Origin of the sequence: Parapontixanthobacter aurantiacus (assembly GCF_009827635.1) — a bacterium.
Taxonomy (GTDB): Bacteria; Pseudomonadota; Alphaproteobacteria; order Sphingomonadales; family Sphingomonadaceae; genus Parapontixanthobacter; species Parapontixanthobacter aurantiacus.
In genome coordinates, this window is sequence record NZ_WTYW01000002.1 from 331,263 (window position 1) to 344,958 (window position 13,696).

At 57.6% G+C, this 13,696-nt stretch carries 15 protein-coding genes and 1 pseudogene; 7 read left to right on the top strand and 9 right to left on the bottom strand.

Going from position 1 to position 13,696, the window contains the following annotated elements; all coding sequences use genetic code 11:
* Positions 1–67 precede the first annotated feature (67 nt).
* Positions 68–955 (top strand): annotated as a pseudogene (locus GRI38_RS09780) (IS3 family transposase); the annotation flags it as partial.
* A 268-nt stretch (positions 956–1,223) separates the two neighbouring features.
* Here GRI38_RS09780 and GRI38_RS09785 read toward each other — a convergent pair.
* From GRI38_RS09785 to GRI38_RS09800, 4 genes are all read right to left on the bottom strand, one after another.
* A complete protein-coding gene (locus GRI38_RS09785; RefSeq protein ID WP_160683013.1) occupies positions 1,224–1,994 on the bottom strand; it encodes an NUDIX hydrolase in 771 nt (256 codons plus the stop codon).
* 77 nt (positions 1,995–2,071) lie between these two features.
* Positions 2,072–3,658, bottom strand: a complete 1,587-nt coding sequence (locus GRI38_RS09790) for an ABC1 kinase family protein (RefSeq protein ID WP_063510886.1) — start codon at positions 3,656–3,658, stop codon at positions 2,072–2,074.
* On the bottom strand, positions 3,655–4,221 hold the full coding sequence (locus GRI38_RS09795; protein WP_063510885.1) for a MarR family winged helix-turn-helix transcriptional regulator: 567 nt from the start codon (positions 4,219–4,221) through the stop codon (positions 3,655–3,657). The genes GRI38_RS09790 and GRI38_RS09795 overlap by 4 nt, the downstream gene beginning before the upstream one ends.
* Before the next feature lie 227 nt (positions 4,222–4,448).
* The gene (locus tag GRI38_RS09800) at positions 4,449–4,925 is read right to left on the bottom strand and encodes a MarR family winged helix-turn-helix transcriptional regulator (RefSeq protein WP_063510884.1); all 477 of its coding nucleotides are present in this window, start codon (positions 4,923–4,925) and stop codon (positions 4,449–4,451) included.
* Between the two features lie 76 nt (positions 4,926–5,001).
* Between GRI38_RS09800 and GRI38_RS09805 the strand changes: the two genes are divergently transcribed.
* Positions 5,002–5,889 (top strand): alpha/beta fold hydrolase, encoded by an 888-nt coding sequence (locus tag GRI38_RS09805; protein WP_063510883.1) that lies wholly within the window; start codon positions 5,002–5,004, stop codon positions 5,887–5,889.
* Positions 5,886–6,299, top strand: coding sequence for a hotdog fold thioesterase (locus GRI38_RS09810; RefSeq protein ID WP_063510882.1), 414 nt, complete (start codon positions 5,886–5,888; stop codon positions 6,297–6,299). Before GRI38_RS09805 ends, GRI38_RS09810 begins: the two co-directional genes overlap by 4 nt.
* Positions 6,300–6,454: 155 nt before the next feature.
* Here the strand turns inward: GRI38_RS09810 and GRI38_RS09815 are convergent.
* Positions 6,455–7,527 (bottom strand): IS3 family transposase gene (locus GRI38_RS09815; RefSeq protein ID WP_160683015.1). Its coding sequence is split into 2 segments (ribosomal slippage): positions 6,455–7,368 and positions 7,368–7,527, totalling 1,074 coding nucleotides; the frame shifts between segments, so codons are not numbered across the junction.
* Here GRI38_RS09815 and GRI38_RS09820 point away from each other — a divergent pair.
* The 4 genes from GRI38_RS09820 to GRI38_RS09835 all read left to right on the top strand — a co-directional run bounded on the left by GRI38_RS09820 (position 7,493) and on the right by GRI38_RS09835 (position 9,538).
* Positions 7,493–8,302 carry a ThiF family adenylyltransferase gene (locus GRI38_RS09820; protein WP_234000745.1) on the top strand — a complete coding sequence of 270 codons (810 nt, stop codon included), beginning with the start codon at positions 7,493–7,495 and terminating at the stop codon, positions 8,300–8,302. The two genes, GRI38_RS09815 and GRI38_RS09820, sit on opposite strands and share 35 nt — an antisense overlap.
* On the top strand, positions 8,299–8,835 hold the full coding sequence (locus GRI38_RS09825; RefSeq protein WP_160683017.1) for a M67 family metallopeptidase: 537 nt from the start codon (positions 8,299–8,301) through the stop codon (positions 8,833–8,835). Before GRI38_RS09820 ends, GRI38_RS09825 begins: the two co-directional genes overlap by 4 nt.
* 63 nt (positions 8,836–8,898) lie before the next feature.
* Complete coding sequence (locus GRI38_RS09830; protein ID WP_474100213.1) at positions 8,899–9,096, top strand: DNA cytosine methyltransferase; 198 nt, start codon at positions 8,899–8,901, stop codon at positions 9,094–9,096.
* A 31-nt stretch (positions 9,097–9,127) separates the two neighbouring features.
* Complete coding sequence (locus GRI38_RS09835; protein ID WP_237487477.1) at positions 9,128–9,538, top strand: very short patch repair endonuclease; 411 nt, start codon at positions 9,128–9,130, stop codon at positions 9,536–9,538.
* A gap of 24 nt (positions 9,539–9,562) precedes the next feature.
* Here GRI38_RS09835 and GRI38_RS09840 read toward each other — a convergent pair whose 3' ends face one another.
* From GRI38_RS09840 to GRI38_RS09855, 4 genes are all read right to left on the bottom strand, one after another.
* Positions 9,563–9,979 carry a hypothetical protein gene (locus GRI38_RS09840; RefSeq protein ID WP_160683021.1) on the bottom strand — a complete coding sequence of 139 codons (417 nt, stop codon included), beginning with the start codon at positions 9,977–9,979 and terminating at the stop codon, positions 9,563–9,565.
* 906 nt (positions 9,980–10,885) lie between these two features.
* Complete coding sequence (locus GRI38_RS09845; RefSeq protein ID WP_160683023.1) at positions 10,886–11,308, bottom strand: hypothetical protein; 423 nt, start codon at positions 11,306–11,308, stop codon at positions 10,886–10,888.
* Complete coding sequence (locus tag GRI38_RS09850) at positions 11,305–12,159, bottom strand: ParA family protein (protein WP_202389939.1); 855 nt, start codon at positions 12,157–12,159, stop codon at positions 11,305–11,307. The genes GRI38_RS09845 and GRI38_RS09850 overlap by 4 nt, the downstream gene beginning before the upstream one ends.
* 340 nt (positions 12,160–12,499) lie before the next feature.
* Positions 12,500–13,480 carry a GSU2403 family nucleotidyltransferase fold protein gene (locus GRI38_RS09855; protein WP_160683025.1) on the bottom strand — a complete coding sequence of 327 codons (981 nt, stop codon included), beginning with the start codon at positions 13,478–13,480 and terminating at the stop codon, positions 12,500–12,502.
* Positions 13,481–13,696: the final 216 nt, after the last annotated feature.

Sequence of the window (13,696 nt, forward strand, 5' to 3'; positions counted from 1 at the left end):
CTTTCTTTCCAAATTTTGAGGACAGGCGGCGACGATGCGTATTTGACCTACGGCCACTTCGTTCTGCCAGGGATGCAAAGTGAGATACGCGTTCGTTGCCGAGAATCGCGTGCTGTTTTCGGTGCGCGCGATGTGCCGGTGTCTTCGCATCCAGCCCAGCGGCTTCAACGCCTTGTTGAAGAGCCCGTTGAGCAGGCGGGCGAAGGAAGATGCTCGGCAGACCGAGCTGCTCCGGCAGGCGTGGGAAGAGAGCGGCAAGGTCTATGGCTACCGCAAGCTGCACGACGACCTGCACGATCAGGGCGAGACCTGCTGCCCGAACCGGGTGGCTCGTCTTGCCGGCCTGGCCGGGATCAAGGCGAGGATCGGCTACAAATGCAGGCCGGGCAGCTATGGCGGCAAGCCGTCCAGGGTGGTCGACAACACGCTGGTCCGCCAGTTCGATGTCGCTGCACCCGACAAGGCATGGGTGACCGACATCACCTACATCAGGACGCAGGAGGGCTTTGCCCATCTGGCGGTAGTGATCGACCTTTACTCCCGCCGCGTGGTGGGCTGGTCGATGCAGAACCGCCAGACCACCGACCTGGTCCTGCAGGCATTGCTGATGGCGGTGTGGCGCAGGAAGCCGAAGGGGAAGGTTCTGATCCACTCGGATCAGGGATCGCAGTTCACCAGCATGGACTGGGCCTCGTTCCTGAAGGCCCACAATCCGGAACACTCGATGAGCCGCCGTGGCAACTGCCATGACAACGCCGTGGTCGAGAGCTTCTTCAACCTGCTCAAGCGCGAGTGTATCCGGCGAAGGACCTATCGCTCACGCGACGAGGCCAGGCAGGATGTGTTCGATTACATCGAAATGTTCTACAACCCGATACGCAAGCATGTAAGGAACGGGATGCTGTCACCCGTAGAGTTCGAAAGGCAGCAGATGATGAGCACCGAGGGCGTCTAGAAAATTCGGGGCTATTCAGTCTGGTGTTGGCCACTCAATCTATTGCGCAGGGCAGCGAGCGTTTTGACCAAAGTTCGGCCGCGCGGGATTAAAAGAACAGTCTCCGTTCCGAGCTGTGTGAGGTTCTCAATCGCGATCGAGCAGACGGATATGAAACAGCGGTCGCCAATCTAGGAGCGGGGCCAGATCGTTCGGTTTCAAACCGTCCGGGGCAAGACACTCAAGGCATTTAGCTGATCTCTTTCGACTGACTGCCTTGATGCACCGTTTACCCAACTACCTCGCTCGCCGGGCCGTAACCTGCATCCTCCGGGATGGTCAGGATATTCTTGCCATCTCGCTGCAAGACCCGCGGCAGGACAGGCACGATCGTGCGCGCCAGCGCGCGATCTACGCAGTCCGCAGCACTGTTCGCCTCGGACAACAGTTCCAGGTTCAGTCGGGTCGGGAAAATGACCGTGCGCTCGCCCGATTTGCCCATCTCCAGAGCACGATTGGGTGATAGCCATTCTGCATCCACCGTCTCATAGCCATCGCACGCGGCAATCTGGCGTTCGGGGGCTCGAGCGACGTAGAACCAGGTGTCAAACCGTTTCTTCATGAAGACCGGGGTAATCCACCGGGCAAAATCGGTGAGACTGTCGAGCCGCAAGATCACATCGGACTGCCGGACGACATCGAGGAACGATCTTTCCCCCTGTTCGACTGCCCGGCGGCTGTCCGGGTCACAGGCCCCTTCGAAAGGGCTGCCATCGCGGTTGACCGCCAGCAAAATGCCAGCCTCCTCGTAAGCTTCGCGGATCGCAGCGATCTTTAAAATTCTTTGGGTCGTATCGACCTGATCCCACCCGTCAGAGTAAGCGGCCCATTCCTCCAAAGAATCATCTGAATGGGGTTTCCCGCCAGGGAAGACCAGTGCTCCAGATGCGAAGTCGATCTGATGATGTCGCTTCACCATGAGAACCTGAAACTCCGGTTCATCCCGCACCAGCAGCATGGTGGCGGCAGGCACCGCCTCGGCAGGTTTCTGTTCGGTCATTTCCACTCTTCTCCCTTGATGTAGCCAACATCGGTGCCGGGCGGCCGTGATCGAAGCGTTCACAGCGTATGGTCTTATCAGTTCCATCTAGGGATGAGTGCTATTCCCGCGAAAGCCAGAACAATTCCTGCTAGTAACAACGATTGGTCGGCCAGCAAAGCGGCAGAGACGATCAACGCGCCGACCACGGGACCCTTGACGGGGGTGCTGCGGTGCCCTTCCCGCGTCAGATGGTTCAGACTGGCTGGGTCGATGGAAACCTGAATCGTACCCGATCGAGCGACCGAGGCAACGTTCTCGATTAGCTCGGGCAGCGATGCCGAGAAATCCAGCAGGCCACTGCGGACCTTGGCCAAATGATCCCGCGCGGCTCCGATCGAAAATCGCTCGGCAAACAATTGCATCACGATCGGCTTCGTTTCTTCGGCGATATTGTAGTCCGGCGCCAAAGAGCGAACGAAGCCCTCTGCGGTCAGCAGGGTGCGCAGCAAAATAGCGAGGTCGGGCGGCAATACGAGGCGATAATCGCGCAATAATCCGAAAACCCGATCGAAAATTGCCGCGAATTCTATCCCGGCAAGAGCTGTGCCGCTAAATTCCGCGATCAGCTCATCCAGGTCCATCACCAATTGCGCGCGATCCACGAGTGGATTGCCTGCCCAGTCGAGCAGCAGATCGGCCACCTTGTCTATCTGTTCGTTCGCGATAGCGAAAATCAGTCGGACAATTTCCTGACGCCGCGCGCCGCTGAGAAAGCCCACCGAGCCGAAATCGATAAAGCCTACCTGGTTCCCTTCCATCCAGAAAACATTGCCGGGATGCGGGTCGCCATGAAACTCTCCATTGAGAAGGATCATCCGCAACACTGCATCGGCATAGCGCTTCGCGAACCGGGCATTCCCTGCCGGATCAGTTGCCGGGTGCCGCGACGCGGGTTTTCCGACCAGGGCTTCCTGCACATTGATCGTCATGCCTGTGAGTTCCCAGTGGATCTCGGGGGTCTTCACCCCAAGCATCTCCAGATAACCGCCAATCCGTTCACAGGCGCGTGCTTCTGCCGCCAGGTCCATCTCCCGCGCTAAATTCTTTCCGAAAGTCTGAAGGAATTCAACGGGTCGATAGCGGGCAATGTCGCTTGACCGACGCTCGGCGAGGCCCGCGAGCCGTGTCAACAGCCTCATGTCCGCCTCGATCCTGGACGCCATGCCGGGTCGGCGGACTTTCACGATAGTCTCGCTTCCGTCCAGCAGGGTTGCGACATATGTCTGTGCGATAGAGGCGGAGGCGATCGGGTTTCTCTCGAAAGCCGCGAATTCACGTTCCCAGTCGCTGCCCCAAGCCGATACAATCACCGGTTCAATCTTATCGAACGGCAGCGGTTCCACCTGGTCGTGGAGAGTGCCGAACGCGGAAATCCAGGGTTGTGTAAACAGGTCGCTTCTGGTCGCGAGGAGCTGGCCAAGCTTTATCCCGACAGGGCCGACATCGCGCAACAGCGCCACCACCGATGCAGGACGCAAGTCCTCGGTATCTGGCTCCTTCTCCGAAACCGGCATAATGCCAAGCAAGCTTCCGAGATTTTTCAGACCGTGCCGGGCGAAAATCTGACCGAGTTCTGCTAGCCGCGTCAGTTCACCGACACTGTTTTCCAGATCGCGCTTCATCGGCTTGCTTCGCAAGTGTCAGCCTGCTTCTGATTCTCCGCAACTTTTCGAAGCATGGCACGCAGGAAGTCGATTTGAGGCGCAGACATTCCCTTCCAGAGAATTTCGTGGAGTCGATCAGCCGCTTCGCGCAGTTCCGGCCAGATGGTTCTTACTTGCTCGGTGAGGTGGAGGTTCCAAACTCTTCGATCGTGCGCCGCCCGCACTCGCTCGATCAAACCTTTTTCAACCAAAACTGCGACAGCCTGTCCTATCGTCGCCGATTCAAGCTCGAGCAGGCGAGAAATCTCGGTCTGTGTTAGCGTAGGTTCTCGCAACAAGGACGCGATGATCCGCCATTGTGTTTGATTGAGGTCGAGCCCCACGATCAGAGCGTCGAAGGTCCGCCGAGCGGTCCTGTTCACCTCTTCTAGCAAATAAAGGATGTCATCCTTTTCGTTGGGGGCGTAATCACGTATCTCATCTTTCGGCATATGCTTTTCCATAGCGCTATCTTGGAAGGCTCGCGCAAGCCTGGCGTGTTCAAGCTCAGCGTCAACCATATTCGCTAGCAGTGCCGCCATGCAAACACTCGCTGATTTCACGCTACAGCAGAAACTGAATCCGATGGTCGCTCAAGCTGATAAGGAACCGAACGGCGCTGGGTGAGTGCGAGGGCTCCGGCCACCTCGCCTGCCACGAATGCCGGGATGTTATGATCGCATGCGCTCGGCGTCCCTCATCTGAGCATCAGACCCCCTGAAGGGCAAACGCGGGCGTGAACGCGGGGCATGGGCTCGATTTCGAGTGATTATGGCTCGCTGCCCAGATTGTCATGCATCCTAGCCAGCGATCCGCGTAAGCGCTCCAGCTCCCCCAAACGGATCCCCCCGAGCAAGCGTGCATACACTGCATCAGCTTCTACTCGCATTTTGGGAAGTAGCTCGATTGCGGCAGGGCGTAAATGAACCCGCCAAACGCGCCTGTCGTTCTTCGCGCTGCGTCTTTCTACCAGCTCAAGTTCTTCCAGGCGATCAATAGTCCGGCCGATGCTAGCGCGCTCTAGTTCCAGTTCCCGAGCCAGCTCAGTCTGGGTCATGCCTGGGCTCCGAAAGAGATAAGCCAATGTACGCCATTGCGTCCGCGTAAGCCCGAATTGTTCAACCGAAGAATCGACGGTCCTGCGCAAACGCCGGGTCACTTCCTCCATAAGAAAGAACAGCCGATCGGTATCGGTGAGGAAACTTGCCCCCTTTGTATCCAGGTCATAGTCCGTCGTGGCAGCCATCCTGGGCTACCTACCATAGCCGATCAGGAAATAAAGCCGTTTACTGTAAACCGATTTACAATATAGAGGTTGCGGTATGCAGTCGCAAACTTTCCATATCGGGGGAGATGGTGGCATCTCCATAGCAGCCGAAGCGACCGGAAATGCCGATGCTTTACCGGTCTTGCTCGCGCATGGGGGCGGCCAGACCCGTCACGCATGGAAACGTGTCACAGCCGATCTCGCCAATGCGGGATTCCGTGCGATCGCAATTGATATGCGCGGTCACGGCGACAGCGAATGGTCTGCCGAGGGCGCTTACGAAACCCGCGACTTCGCTTCAGATCTCGTTGCGATTGCTTCAAAAATGGACCGCAAGCCAGCGCTCGTCGGGGCCTCCCTTGGCGGGCTGGCCGGACTGATCGCCGAAGGACACCTTGCGCCGGGTCGCTTCGCGTCGCTCACTCTCGTCGACATCGCGCCGCGTATGGAGACGGGGGGCGTTATGCGCGTAGTCGGCTTTATGGAGGAGCACGTGGAGACCGGTTTCTCTTCACCGGACGAAGCGGCAGAGGTCATCGCGCGCTACATGCCACATCGCCGCAAGCGCGGAGCCGGCAAGGGTTTACGGCGCTATCTGCGAGAGAAGGAAGACGGCCGCTACTACTGGCATTGGGATCCGGCCTTTATCCGCAACATTACGCTAGCCAAGCGAAGCGATCCGGCTCATCAGGAACGCCAATTTGATGCGCTGAACGATGCAGCCTGCAGGCTTTCGCTGCCATTGCATGTTATTCGCGGCGGATCGAGCGATCTGGTCTCCGAAGACGCGGTCGCGCAATTGCTCGAACTTGCTCCACACGCTGAATACACCGACATCGCAGAGGCAACACATATGGTGGTTGGCGATGCCAACGATGCCTTTTCGGCAGTGATACTCGATTTTCTCAAGCGTAATCACAGTGCGCAGGGAGCCGTTACATGACCGATAATCCGACAAGGATCGATCCTAAGCGCCTCGAAGAGATCCTGCAGATTGCCCCGTTTCACCGGTGGCTTGGCCTCACTTTACGGTCATGTTCGAACGAGCAGCTTGAACTGGAGATGCCTTGGCGCGACGAGATCGTGTCAAACCCGGCAATCGGTTCAGCGCATGGCGGCGTGCTCGCCTCTCTGATCGATTTAACCGGGCTCTACACCTTATTGTCGCAAGGTACAGGGGCCAAGGCGACCGCCGATCTGAGGGTCGACTACCACCGCCCGGCAACCTCGGGACCACTCGTAGCATCGGGCAAAATAATCAAGATCGGTAAAAATATCTCGGTCGCTGAAACACGTGTATACGGTCCTACTGGCAACCTTTTGGCTAGCGGCCGCGGTGCCTACGTATGCTAACAGCGTTATCCTAATGGAATTAACTGCAGGGCGAAAATTAGCAGGTCTGTTCCTCGAAGACCTGCAAAATAGTCCCACGACTTTCAGAGCGAATTGCGTCGCGATAGCCGCCTTCCAATGAGTGACGTGACCCCCTGATTTTCCCCCCGCTGGGTTTAGAGCCGAGCCGCGTTGTTGCGTATGAGCGCGGTTGAAGCAATGGGCTGCGCAGCGGAGCCCGTAGGGCGTGGCGAAGCAGGCCATTGCTTATCTAGTTCGGCGGCGAACGCCGCCGGTGTCGCGTGGCCAAGGGATGAGGGCGGTCTCTCTCGGTTGTAGTCTTCCACCCATACGGCGATCTCGACGCGGGCATGGTCCAGGCTGATGAACAGGGTCTCGTTCAGCAGTTCGTCGCGCATGCGGCCGTTGAAGCTCTCCACGTAGCCGTTCTGCATCGGTCTGCCCGGAGCGATGTAATGCCACTCCACGCCAATCTCCTCGCACCATGCCAGCACGGCATTGCTGGTGAGCTCCGTGCCGTTGTCGCTGACGATCATGCCGGGCTTCCCACGCCGTTCGATCAGCGCGGTCAGCTCGCGAACGACGCGGCGACCAGAGATCGACGTGTCCGGCACCGCTGCCAGGCACTCCCTGGTCACGTCAACGACCACGTTGAGCACGCGGAACCGTCTTCCTGACGCCATCTGATCGTGCACGAAGTCGAGGCTCCAGCGCTGGTTCGGCAGGGCAAGCACCGGAGCAGGTGCTCTGGTCCCGACAGCCCGCCGACGACTGCGTCGTCGGCTGACAGCCAGCCCTTCCTCCTGATAGAGCCGCTGGGTCTTCTTGCGATTGATCATCACGCCCTCCCGGCGTAGCAGGATATGCAGGCGGCGATAACCGAACCGCCGACGCTGGTTGGCCAGCTCGCGCAGCTTCTCACGGAGCTGGGCATCATCGTCCTGCGTGGAACGGTAACGCACGCTCTTGCGATCGGCATCTATGACACGGCACGCCCGCCGTTCGCTCATCCCGTGACAGGTCTGGAGATGAGCCACAGCTTCCCGCTTCGCGGCGGGCGTCAGAACCCTTTTGCCAGGAGATCCTTCAGCGCCGCCTGGTCGAGCATCGAATCGGCCAGCAACCGCTTGAGCTTCGCGTTCTCGCTCTCGAGCGCTCGCAGGCGTCGAGCCTCGGACACCTCCAGTCCGCCGATGATCTGGTCTTCTGAAAACCTCGTTCTCTTCATCTCGTCCGTCAATTTGCACGGGATCAGAACATTGGACGGGAAGGCCATCGCTCTTGTAGGTTGCGGCACGCTTGGAAGCCATCTTGCCAAATTCCTTATGCAGGGTGGCGCGGGCGCGAGTGCACCCCTGACGCTGATTGATGGTCAGGTGCTTTCTGCCGGCAATATAGGGCGACATTATCTCGGTCATTCGCGGATAGGAGAAACGAAGGCGAGCGCACTGGCTGAGGAGCTAAAGTCTTTTCACCCCCAATGCGACATCCGAGCCACGGTTGGCGATGCGCTAGCTCAAAAGACGGTGCTGGCTGACGCAAATCTACTCGTCGACGCGACAGGTGATTGGAACACGCAATATGCGCTGAATGAACTTTTTTATGAGGACGGCATATCGGCTGATGCCATTCTGCATTGCTGGATAAGCGGTAACGGCGCAGCTGTTCAGGCTTTTCTGAATGTACGCGGCGATGAATGCTGCTTTCGCTGTCTGAGGCCCTCTATGGACGCAGGGCCGCGTTTCCCAGCTCTCAAACCGGGGGTCGAAGCCAATATGGCCCCTGCGACCTGCGGAGATGGGAACTATATTCCTTACTCCGTTGCTGCGCCTGCCACCGCTGCCGGATTAGCTTGCGACATGGCGATAGGTTGGGCCAACGATAAGCCGGGGGCGCGGCTTCGCACGATCGTACTCGACCACGAGCGCGGCATCGAGCGTAAACCAACGTCTCCTTCAGCTCACAAAACGTGCCCATCATGCCTGTCGAGGGATCGGTCATGATCGAGGGCATTCTTGTCGATCATGCAGCGGCAGAGAAAATGCTAAAATGTACGCGGCAGCATCGCCCGTTAGAAGCTGGGGGGCTGGTACTAGGGCTGCGCAAGGGTCTTTACCTTCATGTGACTGAGATCACCCGACCATTGCCATGGGATCGACAAAGTTCGACGCGCTTCCAGCGCTCACCTAAGGGACACAGAATAGCTGCACTAAGGCGGTGGCGTAAATCCGGCGGAAAGATGGACTGGATTGGCGAATGGCACAGCCATCCCGGATTTTCTCTTTCGCCTTCATCCATCGATATACGCAATTGGTATGACATCGTTAGACAGCGCAAAGCAGAGATGATTTTCCCTATCTGCGACGGTCGAGAAACCACCTTCTACCTTCAGTGTTGGGGTGATCGGGGCAAGGTCTTGCTCCGGCAAGTCGAGAAAGATGCGCTTGGCACTTTTTACCTCACCCCTGCTGCTATCAAGCGTCAGCTGCGCGAAACAGGGAACGAGGCTTATGGGCTAACCGTCGAGTTGCCTTAACCTAACAGGCGAGCGCAACCACACTTTGCCCTGCTTCTGCGAACATCCGATTCGTGCACGAGCATTACCCCGAGGGAATGCGCAAGGCTGATGGGTTTTCCCGACACATTCCGGATCCCTGTTTCCGATACGCAGGCGTATAAGCAGTTCGGTAACTCGGTGGCAGTGCCGGTGTTTAGCGAGGTCGCAAGGATCATGCGTCCGCATATAACCCGGGAAGCAGCCCCGAACGATGAGGTGGCTGTCCGGGAGTATGCCTGACGTCCATGATCCCACGACAAGAAGCCGTAACATGGCGGCTATAAGGGGAAGGGACACGAAGCCTGAACTTCAGATTCGAAGTGGCCTTCACCGGCTAGGTTATCGCTTCAGGGTCAACCGGAAGGATCTGCCCGGCAAGCCCGACATCGTACTCAGCCGGTTTCATGCGGTTATCTTTGTGCACGGCTGCTTCTGGCATGGTCATGACTGCCATTTGTTCCGGCTTCCAGAGACACGCACCGAATTCTGGGCGGCGAAGATCGGCGCCAATCAAGAGCGGGACAAGGTTGTCAGATCAGCGCTGCTTTCGGAAGGATGGCGCATTGCCACCGTCTGGGAATGCGCGCTCAAGGGAAAGAATAGGATTGAACCGACAGCACTTCTGACGCGGCTGACATCTTGGCTCAGGGGTGATGAGCTATCGCTCGAAATCAGAGGCTAGGATGTAGAATCCATGTGCGCCTCGTCAATGCACCCGCCGGAAGCCACGGAGCCGGATCCTTCCGGCAGGTAACTGAGGGTCCGGATAAATGATCGGGCTCACGACGGGAGCTTTGCTGATGGATCTTTTCGAGCGCCTGTCGGTCGGATAGCCGCTCAGCACTGCCCAGATCGTTGGTGCTGCTTTGCCGATGTCGCGCACCGTCAGTCGCCATTTCCAGGCAAGATTCTCCGAGAATTCTCCGTAGTTGTCCCGGGCACTTTCGTAGCTGGCCCGGGCTTCGTCCCAGTATTCCAGCCAGAGGTCATCCAGCCATACAGGCAGCTTGCTGAAATCGTGACCGATCAGCACTCCATTCAGAAAACTCAGAAACACCGTTTCTTCGCGTTTGACCGTGGGCAGATGGGTATCGAGGGCGTCGGCGACAGCCTGCAGTGTCATCTGGCTCCCAAGAGTGCGGCTCGTCCTGAGACGGTAAATTTCGGACGCCCGCTTCGTAACGCGGCACACAGATAGCAAGTCACAGACGGTGTCACGAAGTGTGGCGACGAACTCAGCGGCATTGACCGTTGGCGAGGCTGGCAGACAGCTCAGTGCGTTGGCTGTCCGGTATGACCGCCAATCGATCAGACCATCATCACGGAGGCAGGAGGCCAGCTGATTTGCATGCATCGCAGCCACCTCGGCCGCCTTTCCTCCCCTTGCCCCTAGGCTGCCGGCGCGCAACCTCGCGACGATATCCCCTACAGTTATCCTTGGGCTTGAGTGCGCGGAGACGAGTATCTGTCAGCGGCATGTGGGGGCCTTTTCATCTGGGCCTTTGCGAAACGGCCTCAAAAGGCCCACAAAAGTGTCTGGAACCCCCGAGAACAGGCGGGACGATCCGGAACGATCCAAGGGCCAAATCCCTAGGATTTCTGCGGGTTTTATAGATTATTTGGGAGAACGTGAGAAGAACAAATGGTGCCCAGAAGAGGACTCGAAAGAGAACGAAAATGGCAGAATTCTGGGACAAAAGAGCCTTGGGGGCCTCAAAAAGAGCCCCCACTAGAGCCCCCAATTTTTCATCCCTTCAGAAGGTTCGGTTCCCGGATTCGGGTGTTTTCGACCTCTCGGCGAAGGTGTTGCATAGCATATCTGTGTTCAGAGGGCGCTGCTTTTCATCGTGCTCGTTTTGTACGACGTCCGGGAAAAGATTGACTCCGGTTACCGAAGTGCCGATGCGGTACCTTCACATTTCGGTCTGCGTTGCGTCATAAGGCCTGTCATCGATGCAGCCCTCACGAGTTTGTGCGAGCGGACGCTACTTCAGGCGACGGCCCGCCTCAGCAATTGCTGGATATCCGATCAGTCGGCGCGGAATGCATCACCTTTCGTTGCCCGCGCGATAGCAAGTTCGACGATGCGCTCGATGATCCTTTCGTCGTCCTTCCATTTCATGACGAGCTTCCCAGGGTCCATGCCGTATTCGGCGACTACATCGAGCAGGCGATCATGATCGAGTTCGGCGAGACCTGACCTGAGCGAAGCCTCGCTTTCCCGCGCGAGCGCCACAGGATCCAAGACTGCTGGAGTACGTCTCCCTCGATGGCTTGACACTGCACCGGTGGCGGACGCCCCCTTGTCCTTTGACTTGCGCACGGAGCTCTTCAAGGGAACCTTTTTTATGTCGCCCAAGAGCTCTTCGATCTGGGCGGCAAATTCGGGATTGCTGTCGGCCTCGCTCGCGATGAGTGTCGCTAGTCGCGTCAATCGTGTCTTGAGCTTCATAGGTCCTCCAGCGTCTCGATGAGTTCCGCAGCGAGATCAATATATCTCTCAGCCAGATCTCCGTAGCCGTACTTCTGCTTGAGCGTTCTTTCGCTTGGCTGGTTCTCGGCGGCTGCCGCGATCTGGTTCGCCTGTCGGATCACGGTGTCGAAAACCGGTGGATCTCCACGACCACGGAGGTCGCGGGAGACGTTGTAGTGGATCGTACTGTTTTCTTGGTACTTGGTGATCACGATACCAAGGGGTTCGATGTCCTCGCCGACGTCCTTGGAGAAGTTGCCGACGCGCTTCACAATCTGTGGGATGCCATATGTCGATAGAACGTCTGGCACGGTAGGGATGATATAGCCCTCTGAGATACGAAGGCCATTGAGCGTAATGATGCCGAGGTTCGGTGGGCAGTCGATCAGGACAATATCGTAGTCGTCTAGAATCGGCTTTACCGCGAGCCGGAGCAGGTCGATTGGGGTCTGGGCATAGAACTGGCCAGAAGGCGCGCCTGCAAGCCGGTCCTGGACGTCAATCAAATCCAAGCTCGAAGGGAGGAGGTCAATCGTGTTCGCGCCCTTAACATCGGATACCCCCTTCTGGAGCGTCTTGTCGAGATCGAACGTACGGTTCGTCGGGTCAAGTGCGTCCTTGAACAATGTGGCGAGCGTGTAGCCCTTCTTATTCAGAGACTTCCATTTGTTCTCCCCGATCAGCATGGTGGTAGCGTTCGTCTGGGGGTCGAGATCGATCACCAATACCTTCTTCCCGTGCTGGGAGGAGAGCGTCTCGGCCAGGGCGACCGTTGTCGTGGTCTTTGCGACCCCGCCCTTCAGATTAATCAAAGAGACAATACGGGCCATGGGAATCTTCCTTTTGCGTAGCCAAGCTCTGACAGGACCGACCTTGAAAACAGGGCCAGCTTTGAGTTCAACCAGCGGTTGGGGAAAGTCTCGGTAACGAGTTCGCCAATTGGCAACAGCCTGTCGGGAGACGCCAGCCATCGCGGCGATCTCATTTAGTCCGACAAGCTCCGGCTCATCCCTTCGAATCAAATTAACAGTTCCTGTGAACGCTGATCACAGAAACTGTGTACGATGTTCACATCGCTTGTCAACGTCGTTTATGCGAAGAGTGTGCATTGGGCCGTCAGTGCAGGACAGCAGAATAGATATTGGATGGGCTTTAAATCCGTACCTAGGACTATTCCCGGTGCCTCAGCCATTCATCCCAGAACGGCATCAGCTCGCTCGGCAGGTCATCCACAAACGCTCCATCCAGTGGGTAGTGCGGCATTGCCTCAGATATCGCGTCGAGCAACGCAGCGCCTTGGACTAAATCCTTGCGGCGTTTGAGCGGGTTCCGTTTTGCCTGCGCACCAAGCCATAGCTTGTGAAGGGCAAACCACCGAGGGTCAGGCGCGACGATACGGGCCGGGGTGCCGTCGCGGCAAGGAACGACTTGGTCCACCCGGCGACCGGGCAAGAGCCATTCCTGTTCGGGTAGAGGAACGGGGCGTGGCCGATCCTTTCCGGCGAGCGTTTCGGCACGCGATGGTGCGACCAGCAATTCGACTTCATAGGCCTTTGCATTGCGCGCCTGAAATTCCCGTTCACTATTGATCGTGAAAGTCGGATCGACCGCTTTGAGCATGTCCCAAAGCTGCGTTCCGTCTTCAGGTTCGTCAGCCGTCCACGCGAGATCGAAGTCCTCTGTTTCGTCCGGCACATCACGGAAAGTTCCCGCCGCTTCGAGCGCGTAAGCGGCCATTGCGTTTGTCCCGACCACAAGCAGATGGCTGCCGAGAAGAGAGCGCTTGTCTGCCTCCCGAAGGATTGGACCTGCGTCCGCCGAAAGGAGCGGCAAGCGTAACGCGCGGGCAATCCGGCTGCTCTCGCCAAGGGCATTCCGCGCACCGTCCCGGCGTTCCTTCAAAGCGCTCTTTGCCGCCTTGTATTCCTCAAGCTGTGATTGCTTTTCGTCGTCCCAGGCACCGAGACTTTTGCCGTTCCCGCTCCGATCGAAGATCTCATAGAGATACTCGTAATCGCCGACCTTCTTGCGCCTCAGGTCGTATGGCATCGTATAGAGTTCGCGCTCGGCCTCGATCCACGCGCCATAGCGCTGGCGCATGTTGATTAGCGCGCGCTCCTGCTCGGCAGAGAAAGGTTGGATCACAGCCATCGCTGCGATTTATCCCACAAATATGCAATTTTCAATAAACGCGGGATAAATGCGTTTGAATCCGAGCAACGTGTAAAGATTATCGCATTTTCTTTGCACGTCCGCATCAACATGCAAAGCGAAAGCGCGTTTGCCTGTCATATCGGCTCAAACTGCGATTCGCGCGAAAACCGATCTTCCGCTGCACCCGAACCGTAGAATTGGACCCTCATTGCA

Excerpts from the sequence above, each read along its gene's own strand:
- GRI38_RS09785 (WP_160683013.1), bottom strand. The coding sequence starts at position 1,994 with ATGACCGAACAGAAACCTGCCGAGGCGGTGCCTGCCGCCACCATGCTG.
- GRI38_RS09790 (WP_063510886.1), bottom strand. The coding sequence starts at position 3,658 with ATGAAGCGCGATCTGGAAAACAGTGTCGGTGAACTGACGCGGCTAGCA.
- GRI38_RS09795 (WP_063510885.1), bottom strand. The coding sequence starts at position 4,221 with ATGGCGGCACTGCTAGCGAATATGGTTGACGCTGAGCTTGAACACGCC.
- GRI38_RS09800 (WP_063510884.1), bottom strand. The coding sequence starts at position 4,925 with ATGGCTGCCACGACGGACTATGACCTGGATACAAAGGGGGCAAGTTTC.
- GRI38_RS09805 (WP_063510883.1), top strand. The coding sequence starts at position 5,002 with ATGCAGTCGCAAACTTTCCATATCGGGGGAGATGGTGGCATCTCCATA.
- GRI38_RS09810 (WP_063510882.1), top strand. The coding sequence starts at position 5,886 with ATGACCGATAATCCGACAAGGATCGATCCTAAGCGCCTCGAAGAGATC.
- GRI38_RS09820 (WP_234000745.1), top strand. The coding sequence starts at position 7,493 with ATGATCTGGTCTTCTGAAAACCTCGTTCTCTTCATCTCGTCCGTCAAT.
- GRI38_RS09825 (WP_160683017.1), top strand. The coding sequence starts at position 8,299 with ATGATCGAGGGCATTCTTGTCGATCATGCAGCGGCAGAGAAAATGCTA.
- GRI38_RS09835 (WP_237487477.1), top strand. The coding sequence starts at position 9,128 with ATGGCGGCTATAAGGGGAAGGGACACGAAGCCTGAACTTCAGATTCGA.
- GRI38_RS09840 (WP_160683021.1), bottom strand. The coding sequence starts at position 9,979 with ATGACACTGCAGGCTGTCGCCGACGCCCTCGATACCCATCTGCCCACG.
- GRI38_RS09845 (WP_160683023.1), bottom strand. The coding sequence starts at position 11,308 with ATGAAGCTCAAGACACGATTGACGCGACTAGCGACACTCATCGCGAGC.
- GRI38_RS09850 (WP_202389939.1), bottom strand. The coding sequence starts at position 12,159 with ATGGCCCGTATTGTCTCTTTGATTAATCTGAAGGGCGGGGTCGCAAAG.
- GRI38_RS09855 (WP_160683025.1), bottom strand. The coding sequence starts at position 13,480 with ATGGCTGTGATCCAACCTTTCTCTGCCGAGCAGGAGCGCGCGCTAATC.